Raw genomic sequence first — 18,954 nt, forward strand, 5'->3', positions numbered from 1 at the left:
GCGATCCGCCTCAGTACACGTCGCGCACGTAGCGCTTCGCGCGCCGCAGGTCGACCACGTACGCGGCGGCGTCGTCCACACCGCGCCCGCGCTGCTCCGCGATGACGTCGAGCAGCGCCTGCTCGACGTCCTTCGCCATCCGCGAGGCATCGCCGCACACGTACACGAACGCTCCGTCCTCGAGCCACCGGTACAGCTCCGCCGCCTGCTCCCGCATCCGCGTCTGCACGTAGACCTTCTCGGCCTGGTCGCGCGAGAACGCGAGGTCGAGCCGGGTGAGCACGCCCCGTTCCTGCAGGTCGGTGAGCTCGTCCTCGTACACGAAGTCGGTGTCGCGGTGCTGGTCGCCGAAGAACAGCCAGTTGCGGCCGGTCGCCCCGGCGGCGGCGCGCTCGTGCAGGAACCCGCGGAACGGTGCGATGCCGGTGCCCGGGCCGATCATGACCACCGGAGCGTCGCCGTCGGCCGGCACCCCGAACGCGGCGTTCGGCTGGAGGTACACGTCGACCTCGCCGTCGGCCTGCACACGGTCGGCCAGGTAGGTGGACGCGACACCCGCATGGGAGCGGTGCACGTCGCCGTAGCGGACGGACGCGATCGTGAGGTGGACGCGGCCCTCGTGCGCGAGCGGGCTCGACGAGATCGAGTACTGCCGAGCCTGCAGCCCGCGGAGGTTCGGCAGCAGCTCTTCCATCGTCGGCGCCGCGCTCCCGGCGTCGCGCAGGAGGTCGAGGACGTCCCGCCCCCAGAGCCACCGGTCGAGCTCGTGCTTGTCGCCGTGCGACACGACGGCCGCGAGCTCCGACGCGGGAGCACGCTGCACGAGGTCGGCCACGAGGTCCTTCGACGGCGTGCGGATCTCGCGGTCGAGCCGCAGCACCTCGGCGAGCGGCCGCCCGTCGAAGTCCGCGGAGCCGTCCGCCCCGAGGTGCCCGAGCAGCTGGTCGACGAGCGCCGGGTCGTTGTGCGGCACCACCGCGAGCGCGTCGCCGGCGGCGTACTCGATGCCCGAGTCGCCGAGGTCGAACTCGAAGTGCCGGATCTCCTTCGCGCTGCGCGGCGAGGAGAGCAAGCGGTTGACGACGAGCGGTGCGCGGTACGGGTTGCGCTTGTTCCACTGGGAACCCGGCCGGGAGGCACGGCTCGCGCCCGCCCCGTCGGCTGCGGCGGACCCGGTGGTCGCCCCGGCGGCGGGGCCACCAGCGGCCGGCTGTGCGCCGGCCTCGGCGGCCAGGCGGTCGAGCACCGCGGCGCTCCAGAGGGCGGCCGGGTCCTCGAAGTCGACGTCGCAGTCCACGCGGTCGTGGATGCGGGTCGCGCCGAGCTGCTCGAAGCGGGTGTCGAGGAGCTTGCCGGCCTGGCAGAACTCGTCGTAGCTCGTGTCGCCCAGACCGAGGACCGCGTACTGCAGGCCCTCGAGCCGCGGGACCGTCGACGCCTGGATCGCGTCCCAGAACAGTCCGGCGTTGTCGGGCATCTCGCCCTCGCCGTACGTCGAGGTGACCACGAGGACGTGTGACATCCCGGCGAGCTGCTCCGGCGTGACGGCGTCGAGCGGGGTCGCCCGGCCGCCGAGCCCGCGGGCCTTCGCGCCGGCGACGAGCTCGTCCGCGAGGAACTCGGCGTTGCCCGTCTGCGTGCCGAACAGCACGTCGATCGTCGTCGTCGGGGCACCACCGGCGGCACGCTTGCCCGCGGCGGCGATGCCCGCGATGAACCCGGCGAGCCAGGACTCCTGCGCGGCGGAGAACGGGGCGTCGACCGGGATCAGCTGCCCGGTGGGCGGGAGCGTGGTCATGCCGACACCGCCTCGGTCGGGGCCTGCGGGGCGCGGCCGGCGATGTCCTCGAGCGCGGCGTTCGCGAGCAGCTCGTCGAAGCGGGCAGCCCGGACGCGTCCGGCGTTCTTGGCGTTCTGGTGCATGATCCACCCCGTGGTGCCCGGCATGTCCGTGCTCCGGTTGTTCCGCTGCGCGAGCGCACGCTTCGAGTCGTCGAGCCGCTTGACGGCGATGAGGGTCGCGAGCTCGTCGTCGGCGAACCGGTCGAACGTCCCGCGCAGGTACTTCACGACGCGCTGCTTGACCTGGAAGTCCTCGGTCAGGATGAGGTTCTTCACGGCCTCGGTCACGCGCGGGTCGGACGCTCCGGCGCCCGGTACCCGCTCGTGCGCGACGTCCTGGGCGACCCCGAGCACGGTGTACGACGACAGCAGCGAGAACATGTCCTCGCCCTGGTCACCGAGCGCCGGGGCACGACCGTCGAGCACGGTGCGCTGGTCGCGGTAGTCGACCTTGAACGCGCGGAGCTTGTCGGTCGCCACGGAGCTCGCGAGCTCGTCGAGGAGCTCCGGACGGGTCGCGGCCGCGAGGATCTCGTCGGCGTCCTGGCTGAGCAGGAGCGCGCGGGGCATGCCGACGTACACGTGCGCACGGGTGGTCTCCCACTCGTCGAGCAGCCGTGCGGCCAGCAGTGAGCCCGTGGCCTCGAGGTGCCACTCGAGCAGGAGCTTCGCAGCGGCCTCGTGGAACGCACCGCGCTCGGTCTCGGTGACGGGGAACACGAGGAGCGAGTCGGTGCTCGCCCGCTCGGTCACCGCGCCCGACGGGTCGTACTGGTACAGGAAGCCGCCGGACATGCCGTTGCCGAGCCCCTTGCCGTACGCACCGAGGTTGAACACGGCACCGCCGGTCATGTACTCGCAGCCGAAGTCGCCGACGCCCTCGACGACCGCGGTCGCGCCGGAGTTGCGGACGGCGAACCGGTCGCCGGCCTCACCCTCGACGAACGTGCGGCCACCCGTGGCGCCGAACAGGGCGAAGTTGCCGACGAGGACGTTCCCGCCGCGCTCGACGCTGCCGCCGCCGGGCGCCCGGACGACGATCCGACCACCGGACTGGCTCTTGCCGACGCCGTCGTTCGCGGTGCCGACGTGCTCGAGCGTCGTGCCGTCGTTCGTGAAGACGCCGTAGGACTGCCCCGCGGACCCGCTCGTGTGGATCGTCAGGGCACCGTCGACGAGCCGTCGGCGACCGCGGTCGTCGGTGGTGATCGCGGGGTGCGCCGACAGGTCGACGCCGCGCAGCTCGTGGTTGAGGATGCGCTCGACGTCGATGCCGAGCTGCCCGCCGACGGACTTGTCGGCGTTGCCCAGCGCGATGCCGTCCACGGTCAGGGCGTGCTCGTGGCCGTCGATGAGCGCTGCACGCACCTGCTCGATGAGGGCGTCGTCGGTCCGGAAGTCCTTCTCGAGGTACTCCGGGTCCGTGACGACCTTCTCCGGCACCTGCGCGAGCAGGTTCCGGACATCGAGCCGACCGACGCTCGCCGGGTGGTCGAGGAGCTGCAGCAGGTCGGTGCGCCCGCGGGCCTCGCGCAGGGAGCGCAGGCCGAGGCGCGCGAGGATCTGCCGCACGTCGTGGGCGATGTTGAGCAGGTACTGCGCGAGCGCACGCGGGTCGCCCTCGAACGCCTCGGCGTTCGTGGTGAGGCCCGCCGGGCACTTCACGTTGCAGTTCTTCGCCATGACGCAGCCGAGCATCATCAGCGCGGTCGTGCCGAACTCGAACGAGTCCCCGCCGAGCAGCGCACTCGTGACGACGTCGGAGCCGGTCTGGTGCGCACCCGAGCAGCGGAGCGTGACCTTCTGACGGAGGCCGTTCGCGACGAGGGCCTGGTGGACCTCGGCCACGCCGATCTCCGCCGAACGTCCGGCGTACTTCAGGCTCGTGACCGCGGCGGCACCGGTCCCGCCGGTGTTCCCCGCGACGTTGATGACGTCCGCGCCGGCCTTCGCGACGCCGACCGCGATCGTCCCGATGCCCTCCGAGGACACGAGCTTCACGATCACCCGGACCCGGGCGGCCTTGCAGTCGTGGATGAGCTGCGCGAGGTCCTCGATCGAGTACGTGTCGTGGTGCGGCGGCGGCGAGATGAGCTCGACGCCGGGCGTGCCACCACGGGCCGCGGCGATGTCGACCGTGACCTTCGGCGCGGGGAGCTGCCCGCCCTCGCCGGGCTTCGCGCCCTGGCCGATCTTGATCTCGAGCTCCTCGAGCATCGGGTCGGCGAGGTAGCCCGCCCAGATGCCGAACCGACCGGACGCGAACTGCTTGATGCGCGAGCCGCGGATCGTGCCGTAGCGGGAGTGGTGTTCGCCGCCCTCGCCCGAGTTCGACATCCCGCCGACCATATTCGTGCCGTGCGCGACCGCCTCGTGCGCGGTGGCGACGAGCGCACCGTGGCTCATCGCGCCGGACGCCAGCGTGCGGGTGATCTCGTGCGCCGGCTGGACCTCGGCGACGTCCACGCTCGCCGGGGCCTGCTGGAGGAGTCCGAGCAGGTCGGCGGCCGCGCCGGTGGCGCGCAGCGTCACCTGGTCGTCGGCGACGGAGTCGACGTCGACCGTGCCGGGGTGCAGGAGGGCGAGCCCGTCTGCGAGTGCCTGGTGGCGCAGTGCACCCGTCGACCCGGTCGACGTGAGCTGCAGGCGGAAGCGGGTCCCCACCGGCACGGCCGGTTCGCCGCTGGCGCGTCGACCCGGAACCGGCGGCGTGGCCCCAGTGCCTCCCGGGAGTCCCTCGGCGTCGTCACGGGAACCGGCGAGCCCGCGCACCGTGATGCTGGCGTTCCCGCGCGTCGCGAAGCGGCCGAGCTCGCGGGCGAAGTCCTCCGCCTCGTCGATGCCCGTGACGTCCGCGGGGAGCGCGAGCACGTCGCGGAGTGCCGCGGGGCGACGCGACCGCTCGTCGTGCGTGGTCTGCAGGAACGACACGTAGCCGGGCGTGACCCGGTGCGCGTCGATCTCGGCGTCGCTCAGCCGGTCGTACCCGGTGTTCCGGTACGCGGCGTCCGTGATGCCGAACGAGTCGTCGAGCTGCCCGAGCGTGAGCAGCCGGAGCGCGTCGGAGTCGCCGGAGCGCTCGAATGCGGGACGCTCCTCGGTCATGCCGCCGAAGCCGCGGACGCTCGCGACGCCGAACGAGTGTCCGGCGCCGTCCGAGCGCTCCTTGAAGAGGCCGAGCAGCGGCACCTGGCCCTCGGTCGCGACGCTCCGGGCGCGCTCGTGCCAGTCCGTCGCGGCCTGCGCGATGCGGGCGAAGCCGACACCGCCGACCGGAGCGTCCATGTGCGGGAAGACCCGGGCGAACAGGTCGTCGCCGGTGTCGAGGTAGTTCGGCTCGAAGAACTCGCCGCCGATGTAGCTCTCGGCGGTGCACAGGCCGACGCGGCCCATCGTCTTCGCGAGGGCCTTCTCGGCGGCCTTCCGGAAGCGCTTCAGGGCGAGGTCGGTCGCGGTGTACTCGCCGGCCGGGGCAGCCTCGGCGGGGTACTTCTCCTCCGCACGGAGCCGTGCCGACAGGCTGTACACAGCCGACGCCCCGAAGCCCAGGGCCGTCGCGACGTGGTGTGACGATGGCAGCTGACCGGACTCGGCGACGATCGAGACCCGCAGCCGCAGCCCGGTCTCGATGAGTCGCTGGTTGACCGCGGCCACGGCGAGGATCACGGGGAGGGCAGCATGCGTCGACGAGACACTGCGGTCGGTGAGGACCGCGATGCCGCCGGTGCGCTCGGCGAACGCGGCGACGGCGTCCGCGAGCTCCTCGGTCGCGGCGCGCACGGCGTCCGCGTTCGCCTGCTCGTCTCCGAGGACCGGCACGTAGAGCATGTCGAAGCGCTCGAGCGGCACGATGTCCTGGTCGCGGAGGCGCACCATGTCGAGGTGCCCGAGCACGGGGGACTGCACGACGAGCTGTCGGGCCGCGGTGCCGTCGCCACTGCCCGTCCCGTCGGGCTTGCTGCCCAGGGCGACGCGCATCGACATGCCGTCGGCCTCGCGGATCGAGTCGAGCGGTGGGTTCGTCACCTGGGCGAAGCGCTGCGAGAAGTACTTCGCCATGCCGCCCTCGGTGTCGCTGAGCGCGTTGATGGCGTTGCCGTAGCCCATCGCCGAGATCCGCTCCGACCCGTTCGCGAGCATCGGGTCGAGCATGAACCGGAAGCTCTCCTGGTTCAGCGAGTACGCCACGTACCGGCCCGGGAGCGAGAGGTCGCCGTCGTAGCCGAGGGTCGTCGTGCCGCGCCGGTAGTCCGGTGCCGGCAGGTCGTCGAGGTTCACGCGCGCGGCGTCGAGCAGGCTGCCGTAGTCGCGGCGGCCGGCGAGCATCCGCAGCACGTCGTCCGAGCGCATGAGCGACCCGGTGCGGTGGTCGACGACGAGCATGCCGCCCGCCTCGATCCGGCCCCGGTGCACGACGCCCTCGGGCTCGAAGGTGACCTGGCCGGCCTCGGACGCCACCATCAGGTACTCGTCGGTCTGCACCGTGCGCAGCGGGCGGAGCCCGAGCCGGTCGAGCCGAGCGCCCACCACGTCGCCGTCGCTGAAGATCACGGCGGCCGGGCCGTCGTTCTTCTCCTCGTACAGCGAGAAGTACTCGAGCATGTCCCGCACGTCGGCGGAGAGCGTGCGGTCGTTCTCCCACGCCGGCGGCATGAGCGACACCACGGCCTCGACGATGTCCAGGCCGTCGTCGAACACCCGGCTCTGCAGGGTCTGGTCGAGCCGGCTCGAGTCCGACTGCCCCGGCGGACGCACGATGCTCCGGGTACGGGCGCGCGCGAGCGCCTCGTCCGACAGGCGGTTCTTCCGGTCGGTGTTCAGCTCGCCGTTGTGCGCCATGAGGCGGAACGGCTGCGCCATCGTCGGGTGCGGTTCGGTGTTCGTCGAGAACCGCGTGTGGAAGTAGAGCGTCCGCACCGAGTGCCGCGGGTCCGTGAGGTCGCGGAAGTACGAGATGACCTCGCCCGAGTTCAGGCGGCCCTTGAGGATCTGGGTCCGGGCGCTGAGCGACAGCGGGTACAGGGCGGCGTGCGGGGCGTGCGCCTCGGCGGCCTGCGTGTACGAGACCCGCTCGACGGCGAGGAGCGCCCGGTTCGCCGCGGCGTCGACCTCCGAGCGCTCCCACGACGAGGGCGCACGGAACACCCACTGCACGATCGGCAGCTGGTACTGCTCGGCCTCGGGCCGGGCGACCGAGTGGTCCACCGGGACGTCGCGGACGAGCAGGAGCTCGAAGCCCTCGTGCTCGATCGCGTCGGTCACGGTCTGCACGGCGGCGGCGCGCTCGGCGGCGCCGGCCGGCGTGGTGTCGCCCGGCACGAAGCAGTTCGCGACACCGAAGTGGCCGGCGCGCAGTGCCTCGCCGGTGATCGCGCTGAAGAACTCCACCGACAGGTCGATGCTCACGCCCGCACCGTCGCCGACGCCCTCGGCGGACTTGCCGCCGCGGTGCGGGATCGAGCAGAGCGCTTCGTCGCCCTTGCGGATCACGTCGTGGGTCGGCGTGCCGTCGAGGCGGGTGATGAAGCCGACGCCGCAATCGCTCGATTCGCGGGCAGGGTCGTACAGACCGAAGGAGGAGTGGTTCACGTGCGGGTCCAGTGGAGCGTGTGCCGACAGGCAGCGGACGGCCACGCTGCATCCTCGGAGCGCTCGCCGCGGGCAGGCCGTCGGGTGGTGACGGCCGGGCCCTGTGGGGTTGTGGTGCGGTGAGGTGATGCTACGGGTTGGTATACCGCCGACGCAACAGACCGGCCGGACGGGAGGCGCGGCGCGGCTCCGGCAGGCGCGTCCGGCCCGGTGCGCGGACGCTCCGGGCGCTCCGGGCGCCGCGCGGTGCGCGGGCGCGGCGCGTGGTGCGCGGGCGCGGCGCCCGCGCACGGGCGCGGCGCGCGGCGCGGCGCGTGGTGCGCTTCACGTCCGCACAACCGGAGGCACCTCGCGCCGCGGATCTCCGTGGTTCGAGGTGCCTTCGGTTGTGCGGCGCGCTCCGCGCCGCTCAGGCCGCGCGGTGCTGGTCGACCGGGATCGGCTCGGTGCGCGCCGCCGTGGACGCGTCCGCCGCCGGCGTGGTACAGGGGCGGATGAGCTCGGGGCGCCGACGGGAGCGGAACACCCACGCCTTGAACAACACGAACCGCACGAGCGTCGCGACGAGGTTCGCCGCGGTGAGGACCACGATCTCCGTCCCGTGCGTGGCGTCCGGGGTGGTCGCGTGCAGGACGACGAGCGACCCCGCGGTGATGGCCCACGCGATGCCGAACACGACGAGCCCCTGCACGTGGTGCATCCCGGCGCCCGCCCGGCCCCGGACCCCGAACGTGAAGCGCCGGTTGAGCGCGGTGTTGCCGATCGCGGTCAGCAGCAGCGCGGTGAAGTCCGCCGTCTGCGCCCCGATCGCCGGCCGGAACAGCGCGTAGAGCACCGCGAACGCGACCGTCGACAGGACACCGATGGCACCGAAGCGCAGGACCTGCCCGACGATCCCGACGTGCGGCGGGGTGAACGGACGGCGGCCGATCGCGTCGTAGACCGGGGCGACCGTGATGCGTCCGGTCGCGAGGCCCCGTGACACCCGCCACATCCCCTTGAGGTCCTCCGTCGCCGTCGAGGCGATGTGCACCGAGGAGTTGACGTCGTCCACCCAGTCGACCGGGACCTCGTGCACGCGGAGCCCGGCGTGCTCGGCGAGCACGAGGAGCTCCGTGTCGAAGAACCACGCGTCGTCCTCGCAGAGCGGCAGGAGGTGCTGCGCGGCCTCGCGGGTGACGGCCTTGAACCCGCACTGCGCGTCCGAGAACCCGACGCTCATCGTCGTGCGCAGCAGCAGGTTGTACGAGCGGGAGATGAACTCGCGCTTCCCGCCCCGGACCACCCGCGACGACCCCGCGAGCCGCGTGCCGATCGCCAGGTCCGAGTGTCCGGAGAGCAGCGGGGCGACGAGCGGCTCGAGTGCGGCGAGGTCGGTCGAGAGGTCCTCGTCGACGTAGACGAGCACCTGCGCCTCGGACGCGCCCCACACCGCCTTGAGCGCCCGGCCGCGGCCCTTCAGAGGCAGGTGCACCGCGCGGACCTCGGGGAGCATCGCGGCGAGGTCGTCGGCGATGCGGGCGGTGTCGTCGGTCGAGGCGTTGTCCGCGATGGTGATGCGCCACGTGTGGTGCAGCGAGGTGCGACAGAAGGTGTGGAGCCGGCGGACGTGCGCGGCGAGCGTGTCCTGCTCGTTGTGGCAGGGGACGACGATGTCGATGTCGAGGGGCTGGTTCGTCTCCGTCATGCCGATCAGGTTCGGCAGCCGGCTCATGCGCTCCGCAGCAGGACCCTGTGGCGGCCCTAAGAACGCCCCGCGGGCATCCGGGCGATCAGTCGACGACGCCGGTGAGGACCTGCACCACGGCGATCACGGCGAGCACGACGATCGGCACGCCCGCGATCCACAGGCCGGCGCGCACCTGCGTCCGCCGGATCGTCGGCGCCGCGTGCGAGGTCTGGGCGAACCGCGTCGCGGCGACGAGCTCCGGAGCTGCCGCTGGCGGCTCGGGCTCCGGCTGCGGGCGGTCGTCCTCGAACGCCGGGACCTCGACCACGAGGTCCTCGGGGCGCGGGCTCTCCGGGAGTCGCGTGTAGTCGTCCGGCATGGTGCCCCCGTTCGTTCCCCGCAGCGTACCGGAACGGCTCAGGACGTCGCGGGCAACTCCACGGTGAACGCTGTGCGCCCCGGCTCGGACACCACACGGACCGTCCCGTCGTGGGCCGTGGTCACTGCCCGCACGATCGCCAGACCGAGGCCGCTCGTGCCGTGCTCCCGTGAGCGTGAGGCCTCGCCGCGCGTGAAGCGGTCGAACAGGTTCGGCAGGAGCTCCGGATCGATCGGCGGCCCGTCGTTCGCGACGACGAGTCGGACGGAGGGCCGAGGCGCTCCCGGCGCACGCCGCAGGGACACCACGACGGCCGATCCGCTCGGCGTGTGGTGCGCCGCATTCGAGAGCAGGTTCCGCACGAGTCGCCGGAGCTGCGCCGCGTCGCCGTCCACGGTCACGGGGTCGTCGTCGACCTCCAGGGTCCAGCGGTGGTCCGGCGCTGTCGTGCGGGCGTCCATCGTCGCCTCGACCACGATCGCGGTCAGGTCGAGAGTGTCGACGGCGAGCGGCGGGGTCCCGGCGAGCGCCCGGGCGTCCAGCCGTGCGAGCAGCAGCAGTTCCTCGACGAGGTCACCCATCCGGACGGCCTCGGTCGCGATCCGGCCGACGTTCGCGTGCACCGCGTCGAGGTCGGTCGAGGTCGTCGAGAGCTCGGCGTAGGCCCGTACGGTGGCGATCGGCGTGCGGAGCTCGTGGGAGGCGTCGGCGACGAAGGTCCGCATGCCGGACTCGGCCTCGCGGCGGACGGTGAGTGCCTGACCGACGTGGCCGAGCAGGCGGTTGAGCGCGGTGCCGACCTGCCCGACCTCGCGGTTCGCGGTGAGGTCGGCTGCGCCGACCCGGGCGGTGATGTCGGTCTCGCCGTGTTCGAGGTCGAGTGCGGCGACGTCGGAGGCGACGCCGGCGACGTGTTCGAGCGGCCGCAGCGCCCGTCGGACGGTGAGTGCGAGGGCCCATGCGGCGACGAGGAGCCCGAGCAGGGTGACGCCGCCGAAGACCAGGACGAGTCGGGTGATGGTCGAGTCGAGCGCCCCGAGGGGGAGCGCCGTGACGAAGACGTCCCCGCCGCTGCCGACGGCCTGCGCCCGGTAGGCGCCGAGCGCTCCGAGCTGCACCGTGACGGGCGTGCCGTCGCGGTCGATCGCCGACAGCGTGCGCTTCTGCGCGGCCGTGAGCCCGTGCTGCCGACCCTCGCTGTCGGTGTAGCCGGCGAGCACGGTGGACCCCGAACGGAGGACGGCCACGACCGTCCCGGCGGCCTGCCCCGGCGCACCGATGAACTCGTTGTCCGGGTCCGGCTGCCCGGCGGAACCGCCGGACGAGCCCGACCCCGACCCCGACCCCGGCGGCCTCCCGTCCCCCACGACCCGCCCCGCTGCCGTGGCGAGCTCCGCGTCCAGCCGCCCCACGAGGTACTCCCGGAACGCCACGACGGTGACCGCCCCGACCACGACGTTCGTGACGACGAGCAGCAGCGCGACCGCCCCGACGATCCGCCACCGCAGCGACGGCGCCCGCACGGCACCCGCCGGGTCGGCACCCGGCCGACGCATCCGGCTCACGTCGTCGGGCGGAGCACGTACCCGGCCCCACGGACGGTCTGCAGCATCGGCTCCCGGCCGGCGTCGAGCTTCTTGCGGAGGTACGACACGTACATGTCCACGAGGTTCGACGACGCCCCGAAGTCCATGCCCCACACGCTCGCGAGGATCTGCTCCCGCGACAGCACCCGGTTCGCGTTCCGGGCGAGGTGCCGCAGCAGCTCGTACTCCGTCGGCGTCAGTTCGAGCGGGTCGCCGTCCCGGGTCACACTCCGGGCGTCCTCGTCGAGGTGCAGGTCGCCGACGACGATCCCGGCCGGTCCTGCTGCCGCGACCCGAGCCGAGGTCCGGGCGAGGATGCGTGCCCGCACGAGCAGCTCCTCGATGCCGAACGGCTTGGTCAGGTAGTCGTCACCGCCGCCCGTGAGCCCGGCGAGCCGGTCCTCGGGGGCGTCCCGCGCGGTGAGGAACAGGACGCGGACGTCGTCCCGGGCGTCGCGGAGCCGTTCGAGCACCTCGAACCCGTCGATGTCCGGCAGCATGACGTCGAGCACGATGACGTCCGGCTGGAACTCCCGCGCGGCGAACAGCACGTCCCGTCCGCGGTGCACGGCGCGCACGGCCCAGCCGTCGCCCGCGAACGCGAGGGCGACGGCGTCCGCGAGCGCGTGCTCGTCGTCGACGACGAGGGCGCGGACGGGCGTGCCGTCCGTGCGCTGCAGCGGGGTGCCGGCCATGTCGGCGAGCCTATCCGCGCCCTCGTCGCACATCACGTCGGGTCGCTCAGGTCGTAGACCGTGGAGCCACCGACCGTGGTGCTGCTGTAGTTCGCCGCGACCCACTCCTGGATGGCCGAGGCCGTGGACGAGCCGCTGCCCATCCCGCCGCCGCTGCCGGACGAGATGTAGTAGCCGATCTTGCCCGCGGCGACGTACGCCTTGAACTCGGCGAGGGTGGGCGTCGGGTCGCTCGACCAGCCACCGATCGCCATGACGGCGGTGTCGGTGTCGAGTTCGAGCTGCGCGGCGGACTGCGATCCGTTGACGGCGGCGGACCAGGTCGTGTCCGTCGACTCGAGGAGCTTCGTGAGGGCCGACGAGGTCGACGCGCCTCCGCCTCCCATCGCGCCGCCACCGGCCTGGAGGCCCGTCCCCGACCCGCCGTCGGACGTCGCGCCGCCAGATCCCTCCTGAGTGCCCGCTCCCTCCTGGGTGCCGGTGCCGCCCTGGCTACCGGACGTGCCGTCCGGCATCGACGGGGCCTCGCCCGAGGCGCCGTCCGGCGGCGTGCCGCCGGGACCCTGCTGGGTGCCGTCCGAGCTGTCGGAGCTGTCGCCCTCGGAACCGGAGGCCGATCCGCCGGGGCCTCCCGTGCCTCCCGGCTGTCCGCCGCCGGTGCCGCCACCCAAGCCACCGGAGCCGCTGCCGGACGGACCGACGCTCGGGATCGAACCGGAGTGCGCGACGGTCGTCGTGGCGAGGGCGTAGGCCGTCGTGCCGGTGAGTCCGAAGAGCGTGCCGGCGAGGACACCGACCGCGACGAGCTTCCGGAGCGTCGGCACGCTGCCGACGAGGATCGCGGCGGTCGACAGGAGACCGCCGACGAGTACCACCCACCGGAGCCAGGGCAGCCAGGTCGGGTCCTCGTTCAGGAGGCAGAACCCCCAGTACGCGGTGATGCCGACCATGCCCGCGAGTCCGAGGCGGCCGATCACGCGGTGCCGGACGCTCCAGAGGAGGGCGCCGCCGGTGCCGACGAGGCCGGCGATCGCCGGGGCCAGGGCGACCGTGTAGTACGGGTGGATCGTCCCGGACATGTACGAGAAGACGAGGCCGGTGACGAGCAGCCAGCCGCCCCAGAGCACGAGTCCGACGCGGACCGGGTCACCGAGGTGTCGCCGACCGACGACCACGAGGCCGAGCACCAGCGCGAGGAGCGCCGCGGGCAGGAGCCACGAGATCTCGAGCCCCATCTCGGACGAGAACAGCCGGTCGAGCCCGGTCGAGCCACCGAACGACGACCCGGCGGTCCCGCCGCCCATCCCGCCGCCGTTGCCCGAGCCGCCGAAGATGCGGCCGAGGCCGTTGTAGCCGAAGACCAGGTCGAGCACGGTGTTGTTCGTCGAGCCGCCGATGTAGGGGCGGGACTCCGCGGGCCAGAGCCACACGGCGACGACCCACCATCCGGCCGAGACCACGAGCGAGACCGCCGCGATGCCGAGTCCGATCGCACGACGACCCCACGAGGTCCGCGCGGCGACCAGGTACACGAGGCCGAACGCCGGCAGCACCAGGAGCCCCTGCAGCATCTTCGTGAGGAACGCGAACCCGAGTGCCACCCCGGCGAGGGCGATCCACCGCCAGCTGCCCCGGGGGAGTGCCCGCACGGTGCAGTAGGCGCCGGCGGTCATGAGCAGCACGAGCAGCGCGTCCGGGTTGTCGAACCGGAACATGAGCGCCGCCGCGGGGGTGGCCGCGACGACGAACCCGGCGAGCAGGGCCCCGACGTTCGCGGTCGTCGCCCCGAGACGTGCGAGGGTGCGGCGGACGGTGCCCCAGACGAGCGCGACCGACCCGACGGCCATGAGCGCCTGGGGGAGGAGGAGGCTGAACGACGAGAAGCCGAACAGCCGCGCGGACAGCACCATCACCCACAGCGATGCCGGCGGCTTGTCGACCGTGATGAAGTTCGACGAGTCGAGGGAGCCGAAGAAGAACGCCTCCCACGACTTCGTACCGGCCTGGACGGCGGCGGCGTAGAAGCTGTTCGCGTACCCGGAGATGCTGAGGTCCCACAGGTACACGACGGCGGTCAGGGCGAGGAGCGCCCAGAACGCCGGCCGGAGCCAGCGGGCGTCCTCACGCTCGCCGAGGAACAGGCGAGCGAGTGGCGGGCGGCGGTCCCGGGTGGTGGTCCCGGGGTGGGTGCGCTCGCGACGGTCGGTCACGGGGGTCGGGTACGTGGTCATGACGATGAGGTTCCCGGGCGTTCCCCGAACGCGCCGATGTGCCGCCTTGGCGCTCCCTAAGACCTGTCGGCGGGGGTCCGCGTCAGGCGTAGCGCCGGGCTGCCCGGAGCGCCGCCCCCGTGTACGACCCGCCGAACAGGAAGACGTGCAGCAGCAGTGGCGCGAGCTGGTGCAGCTCCACGCGGTCCTGCCAGCCGTCGGCGAGCGGGGACGCCTCGTCGTAGGCCGCGAGGACGGTCTCGAGCCGCGGCAGCCCGAACAGCCCGAGGAGCGCGAGGTCGGTCTCGGCGTGCCCTCCGTGCGGGTTCGCGTCGATGAGCACGGCGCCCGTCGGCGTCGTGCCGTCCACCGGCTGCCCCGGTGTCGGCCAGAGCACGTTCCCCGCCCAGAGGTCACCGTGCAGCCGCGCGGGACCGTCCCCGACGAGCGACGGCTGCGGTGCGCCGAACTCGCCGTCCTCGAGGCGCTCGGCCACCCGCTCGAACACCGCGGCCTCGGCGCCGTCGAACCCGCCCTGGTCGACGATGCGCGACACGTAGTCGCGGATCCGGTACTCGGCGAAGAACTCGCCCCAGGTGTCCGGGGCGTCCGCGGCGGAGACGAACGCCGTCCGCGACCGACCCATCCGCAGCGAGCCCTGCTGCGGGAACCCCGGCGAGGGCGCGCCCCAGTGCGGAGCACCGGCCGCGTGCGTGTGGGCGAGCGACCGGCCGAAGCGCTCGGCCTGCTCCGCCGCCGGCGCCCCGTCGCTGATCTGTTCGAGGTGCAGGACCCGCGGCTCCGGGTGCGCGAGGACCCGGGCGATCCGCGTGCCGCCGGCGTCCTCGGCCTCGGCGAGCCACTCCAGCCCGGCGGCCTCCGCGGTCGCCTCGTCTTGGTCGGTGAAGGTCTTCACGTAGGTCTCGGCCATCACGCCATCCTGCTCGCGGCCGCTGGTGGTCACCGGACCGCGTCGACGAGCGCCTGTGCGAGCGGGTGCCACGGCCGGGACGACGGTCCGCTCAGCACGAGCGTGCGGGTGAGCCGTCGTTCGAGCGGCAGCATCACGAGGTCGTCCGGCAGCATGCTCCGTCCGAGCGTCGGCACGATCGAGACGCCCTCGCCACGCTGGATCATCCCGAACATCGTGTTCATCTCCCGCACCCGGTGCGCCCACCGGAACGGCTGCCCGTCGAGCTCGTGCAGCCGTTGGATCTGCTCCTCGCACCCGCCGCCACCCGCGACGAGGCCGTCCTCGTGCAGGTCGTCGAGCGTGAGCGCCGTCTGGCTCGCGAGCGGGTGGTCCCGGCGGACGACGGCGGCCATCTCGTCCCGCGCGACGACCACGGCACCGGTCGGTACCGGCGCGGGGTCGACGAGCACGGCGGCGTCGACGGTGCCGCCCTCGAGCCACTCCGGCATCTCCTCGTCGTCGCCCTCGTACACCTGTACGTCGACGTCCGGCAGCGTCACCGCCCACAGCTCGCGGAGGCGGGGGAGCAGCCCCTGGCAAACCGTGGGGACGGCGGCGAGGCGCACGGTGCCGCGCGCCGTGGCGGGGGTGACCACTGCCTCCAGGGCGTCGATCGAGGCGACCGCGCTGCGGGCGTGGGCGAGCAGGCGTTCCCCGAGCGGGGTGGCGGTCGCGGCGCCTCCGCGGTGCACGACGGCACCGCCGACCTCGCGCTCGAGCCCCGCGACCGCATGGGACACGGCGGACTGTCCGACGCCGAGGGCAGCGGCGGCGCCGGTGAACGATCCGGCGTCGACCGTGGCGGTGAAGGCTCGGAGTTGGGGGATCGAGACGGTCATGCGTCCTCCTCATGGCGGCATGAGGCACATGCGTTCGACACATGTGCGGTGGTGATCGATGCTAGCCCTCGTGAACGCCCTCCTCTACGTCCTCGTCGCCCTCACCTGGGGTTCGAGCTTCTTCTTCGCGAAGATCGGACTCGAGGGCCTCGCGCCGCAGCAGGTCGCCACCGTGCGGACCGCCCTCGGCGCGGTCACCCTCGTCGTCGTGCTGCTCGCGACTCGTCGGAAGTGGCCCCGCGAGCCGCGGGTGTGGGGACACCTGCTCGTCGTGGCGGTGTTCCTCAACGCGGTGCCGTCGTCGCTCATGGCCTGGGCGGAGCAGACGGTGCCGTCCGGCCTCGCGAGCATCTACAACGCGACGACGCCGATCATGACGCTCCTCGCGCTCGCGGTCCTCGTGCCGTCCGAGCGACTCAGCCGCCGACAGCTGGGTGGCATCGTGCTCGGGATCGTCGGGGTGCTCGTCCTCGTCGGACCGTGGGACCTCGTCGGCGACCCGGCGGTGCTCGCCACGGTCCCCGGTCAGGTGGCGCTGCTCGGCATGACCGCGTCGTACGGCATCGGCCTCGCGTGGCTGCGCCGGTTCGGCGTCGGCAGCGGACAGGACCCGACGACCGTCGCCACGGTGCAGCTCACGCTCGCGGCGGTCCTCATGCTGCTGGTCGCGCCCGTCATCGCCACCGGTCCGGTGCGGCTGGACTGGAGGATCGTGGCTGCGATGGTCGCGCTCGGCGCGGTCGGCACGGGGCTGGCCTACGCCTGGAACACGCGGCTGGTCGGGGCGTGGGGCGCGGGACGGGCGTCCACGGTGACGTACCTGACGCCGGTCGTCGGGGTCGCCCTCGGCGTCCTCGTGCTCGGTGAGCCGCTGCGCTGGAACGAGCCCGTGGGCGGACTGGTGGTGCTGCTCGGGATCGCGCTCGCGTCCGGTGTGCTGCGCCGCCGCCACCCCGACGCGACGCGCAGTCGACCGTCGGTACGCTCGGCCGGGTGAGCCACCCCTCGACCGCGCGGCTGCTGTTCGCGTCGTCGCACCCCGGCCCGACCGTCACCGTGACGGTCCTCGCGACGGTCGCCGCCGCGGCCGTCGGGCACCCCGTGTGGCTGGTCGTGCTCGTCGCCCTCGCGGTCGTCGCCGGGCAGCTGTCGATCGGTCTCGCCAACGACTGGATCGACGCCGACCGTGACCGCGCGGTCGGGCGGACGGACAAGCCCGTCGCCGGAGGCCTGATCGCCGTCGGGACCGTCCGGACGGCGGCGTTCGTCACGGCCGGCGTGGCCGTCGTGCTGTCGGTGCTGCTCGGCCCGGTCGCGGCCGTCGCCCACGTCGTCCTCGTCGCTGCGGGCTGGGCGTACGACGCGTGGCTCAAGCGCACCGTCTGGTCCGTCGTGCCGTTCGTCGTCGCGTTCGGCCTGCTGCCCGTCGTCGCCGTGTCGGCCGGCGGTGGCGGTGCCTGGCCGGCGTGGTGGGCGATCGCGACCGGAGCGGTGTTCGGTGTCGCGATCCACTGCACGAACGTCCTGCCGGACCTGCTCGACGACGCGGCGACCGGGGTCCGGGGCTTCCCGCACCGCCTCGGGCTGCGCGGTGCGGGTGTGCTCGCGTTCGGCGCGCTCGTCGTCGCGGCGCTGCTCGTGCTCGGCGGGCAGCTCGGCGGGGCCGGTGCCACGGGCGCGGGTGCTGCGGTGCTGGCGGTCGTCGGGACGGTCGTCGTGGTGGTGCTGGCCGTGGTCGGCGTGCGGCTCGTGTTCGCCGGTCGGCCGAAGCGCGGGCTCTTCCGGCTGGTGATCGCGTCGTCGCTCGTGCTCGTCGTCGAGCTCGCGGTCGCCGGGGCGCGGCTCGTCGCCTGACCGGCCGGGGCGCGGCTCGTCGCCTGACCGGCGGGGTTCGGCTGGTCCCCTGACCGGCGGGGTTCGGCTGGTCCCCTGATCGACCGGGGCGCGGGCCCCGCTCAGGCCCAGCGCATCGCGTAGAGGCTGGAGAGCGTCGACGCCGTGGGGAGCGCCAACGCCGTGCGCAGCAGCGCGTCCCGGCCACCGGACCCGACGACCCCGGCGGGGAGTCCGAGCGCCATGTTGACCTCGGCCTGCCGCGCCGCACGCCGGGCAGCGGCTCGGCGACGCCGCGCCCACGCCGTCCGCGCGGTGGTCGGTACCGTCGCGCCCGCACCGGCCCGGAGCGCAGTCGCCAGCATCGGCACGAGTGACGCCACGTCGAGCCAGCCGAGGTTCATGCCCTGGCCGCCGATCGGGCTGATCTCGTGCGCCGCGTCGCCCACGAGCACGACCCGACCGATGCCGGTCCGGGTGGCCTCCCGTCGGCGGACGCCGAAGTCGCTCGTCATCGTGCAGGTCGACGGGTCCGGGGTCGACCCGGTGCGCTCGGCGACGACGTCGGCGAGACGGGCGGCCGCCGTTCCGGTGGAGTCCGAGCGGTCGGAGCCCTCGCCGGTCGTGCCCACGAGCGCCACGTACCGCCGTCGACCACCCGGCAGCGGGAACGACTCGACGACCCCGTCCGGCCCGACGTCGACGAGCGCGGTCGATCGTGCCGACGGGTCCTCGGGGTCGGCGAAGTCGCCCATCACGTAGCGGTGGCGGTAGTCCCGCCCACGGGTCGCGATGCCGAGCAGTTGCCGCACCGTGCTGCGGCCGCCGTCGGCGCCGACGACGAACGCCGCCTCGACCGACCGTGGGCTGCCGTCCGGTCCGGTCCCCTCGGCGAGGACACGTGACCGGTCTTGGTGCAGGCCGGTCAGTGTCGTGCCGGTCCGGAGGGCTCCCGCTGGCAGCCGCCCGCGCGTGAGCGTCTCCGTCCGGTGCTGGTCGAGCGTCGCGACGTACGGGTGCGTGGCCGAGGCGCCCGCGAAGGAGAGCGCACCGAGCTCGCGGCCCCGGCTCCGGGCGACACCGGTGCGGACGAGCACGGCCTCCGACAGGACCGCCCGGTCCAGACCGATCGCTGCGAAGGCGTCGAGCGACGGCGGGTGGATGCCGATGGCGCGGGAGCCGCTCGGCGGGTCGGCACGTCGTTCCCAGACCGCGACGTCGATGCCGCGCTCGGCGAGGAGCGCCGCGGCGAAGCAGCCGACGGGGCCGCCGCCGACGACGAGGACGTCGACGCGCTCGGTGGTCACGCTCGGAGCCTACGGACCACGGCCGCCGTCCC

The 18,954-nt window shown here is 73.5% G+C and carries 12 protein-coding genes; 2 read left to right on the top strand and 10 right to left on the bottom strand.

Annotated features, from left to right (window positions below; translation table 11 throughout):
- Window positions 1-10: 10 nt before the first annotated feature.
- The 9 genes from ACIPYW_RS08300 to ACIPYW_RS08340 form a co-directional block, all read right to left on the bottom strand.
- The gene (locus ACIPYW_RS08300; protein WP_400412589.1) at window positions 11-1,798 is read right to left on the bottom strand and encodes a sulfite reductase subunit alpha; all 1,788 of its coding nucleotides are present in this window, start codon (window positions 1,796-1,798) and stop codon (window positions 11-13) included.
- The gene (locus ACIPYW_RS08305; protein ID WP_400412590.1) at window positions 1,795-7,431 is read right to left on the bottom strand and encodes a glutamate synthase-related protein; all 5,637 of its coding nucleotides are present in this window, start codon (window positions 7,429-7,431) and stop codon (window positions 1,795-1,797) included. Before ACIPYW_RS08305 ends, ACIPYW_RS08300 begins: the two co-directional genes overlap by 4 nt.
- 409 nt (window positions 7,432-7,840) lie before the next feature.
- Complete coding sequence (locus ACIPYW_RS08310) at window positions 7,841-9,118, bottom strand: glycosyltransferase (protein WP_400412591.1); 1,278 nt, start codon at window positions 9,116-9,118, stop codon at window positions 7,841-7,843.
- 85 nt (window positions 9,119-9,203) lie between these two features.
- A complete protein-coding gene (locus tag ACIPYW_RS08315; RefSeq protein ID WP_400412592.1) occupies window positions 9,204-9,479 on the bottom strand; it encodes a hypothetical protein in 276 nt (91 codons plus the stop codon).
- A gap of 38 nt (window positions 9,480-9,517) precedes the next feature.
- Window positions 9,518-11,035, bottom strand: coding sequence for a sensor histidine kinase (locus tag ACIPYW_RS08320; RefSeq protein ID WP_400413571.1), 1,518 nt, complete (start codon window positions 11,033-11,035; stop codon window positions 9,518-9,520).
- Window positions 11,036-11,040: 5 nt separating this feature from the next.
- The gene (locus ACIPYW_RS08325) at window positions 11,041-11,760 is read right to left on the bottom strand and encodes a response regulator transcription factor (RefSeq protein ID WP_400412593.1); all 720 of its coding nucleotides are present in this window, start codon (window positions 11,758-11,760) and stop codon (window positions 11,041-11,043) included.
- A 32-nt stretch (window positions 11,761-11,792) separates the two neighbouring features.
- The gene (locus ACIPYW_RS08330) at window positions 11,793-13,991 is read right to left on the bottom strand and encodes an ArnT family glycosyltransferase (RefSeq protein WP_400412594.1); all 2,199 of its coding nucleotides are present in this window, start codon (window positions 13,989-13,991) and stop codon (window positions 11,793-11,795) included.
- A gap of 82 nt (window positions 13,992-14,073) precedes the next feature.
- Entirely contained in the window at window positions 14,074-14,901 is an 828-nt protein-coding gene (locus tag ACIPYW_RS08335; protein ID WP_400412595.1) for a fructosamine kinase family protein, read from the bottom strand.
- 29 nt (window positions 14,902-14,930) lie between these two features.
- Window positions 14,931-15,782 carry a LysR family transcriptional regulator gene (locus ACIPYW_RS08340; RefSeq protein ID WP_400412597.1) on the bottom strand — a complete coding sequence of 284 codons (852 nt, stop codon included), beginning with the start codon at window positions 15,780-15,782 and terminating at the stop codon, window positions 14,931-14,933.
- A 70-nt stretch (window positions 15,783-15,852) separates the two neighbouring features.
- Here ACIPYW_RS08340 and ACIPYW_RS08345 point away from each other — a divergent pair, with 70 nt between their 5' ends.
- Entirely contained in the window at window positions 15,853-16,779 is a 927-nt protein-coding gene (locus ACIPYW_RS08345) for a DMT family transporter (RefSeq protein WP_400412599.1), read from the top strand.
- On the top strand, window positions 16,776-17,636 hold the full coding sequence (locus ACIPYW_RS08350) for a UbiA family prenyltransferase (RefSeq protein ID WP_400412600.1): 861 nt from the start codon (window positions 16,776-16,778) through the stop codon (window positions 17,634-17,636). The genes ACIPYW_RS08345 and ACIPYW_RS08350 overlap by 4 nt, the downstream gene beginning before the upstream one ends.
- A gap of 101 nt (window positions 17,637-17,737) precedes the next feature.
- Here the strand turns inward: ACIPYW_RS08350 and ACIPYW_RS08355 are convergent, their stop codons facing one another.
- On the bottom strand, window positions 17,738-18,922 hold the full coding sequence (locus ACIPYW_RS08355; RefSeq protein WP_400412602.1) for an FAD-dependent oxidoreductase: 1,185 nt from the start codon (window positions 18,920-18,922) through the stop codon (window positions 17,738-17,740).
- Window positions 18,923-18,954: the final 32 nt, after the last annotated feature.

It is taken from the genome of Curtobacterium sp. NPDC089689 (genome assembly GCF_044749145.1).
Taxonomy (GTDB): Bacteria; Actinomycetota; Actinomycetes; order Actinomycetales; family Microbacteriaceae; genus Curtobacterium.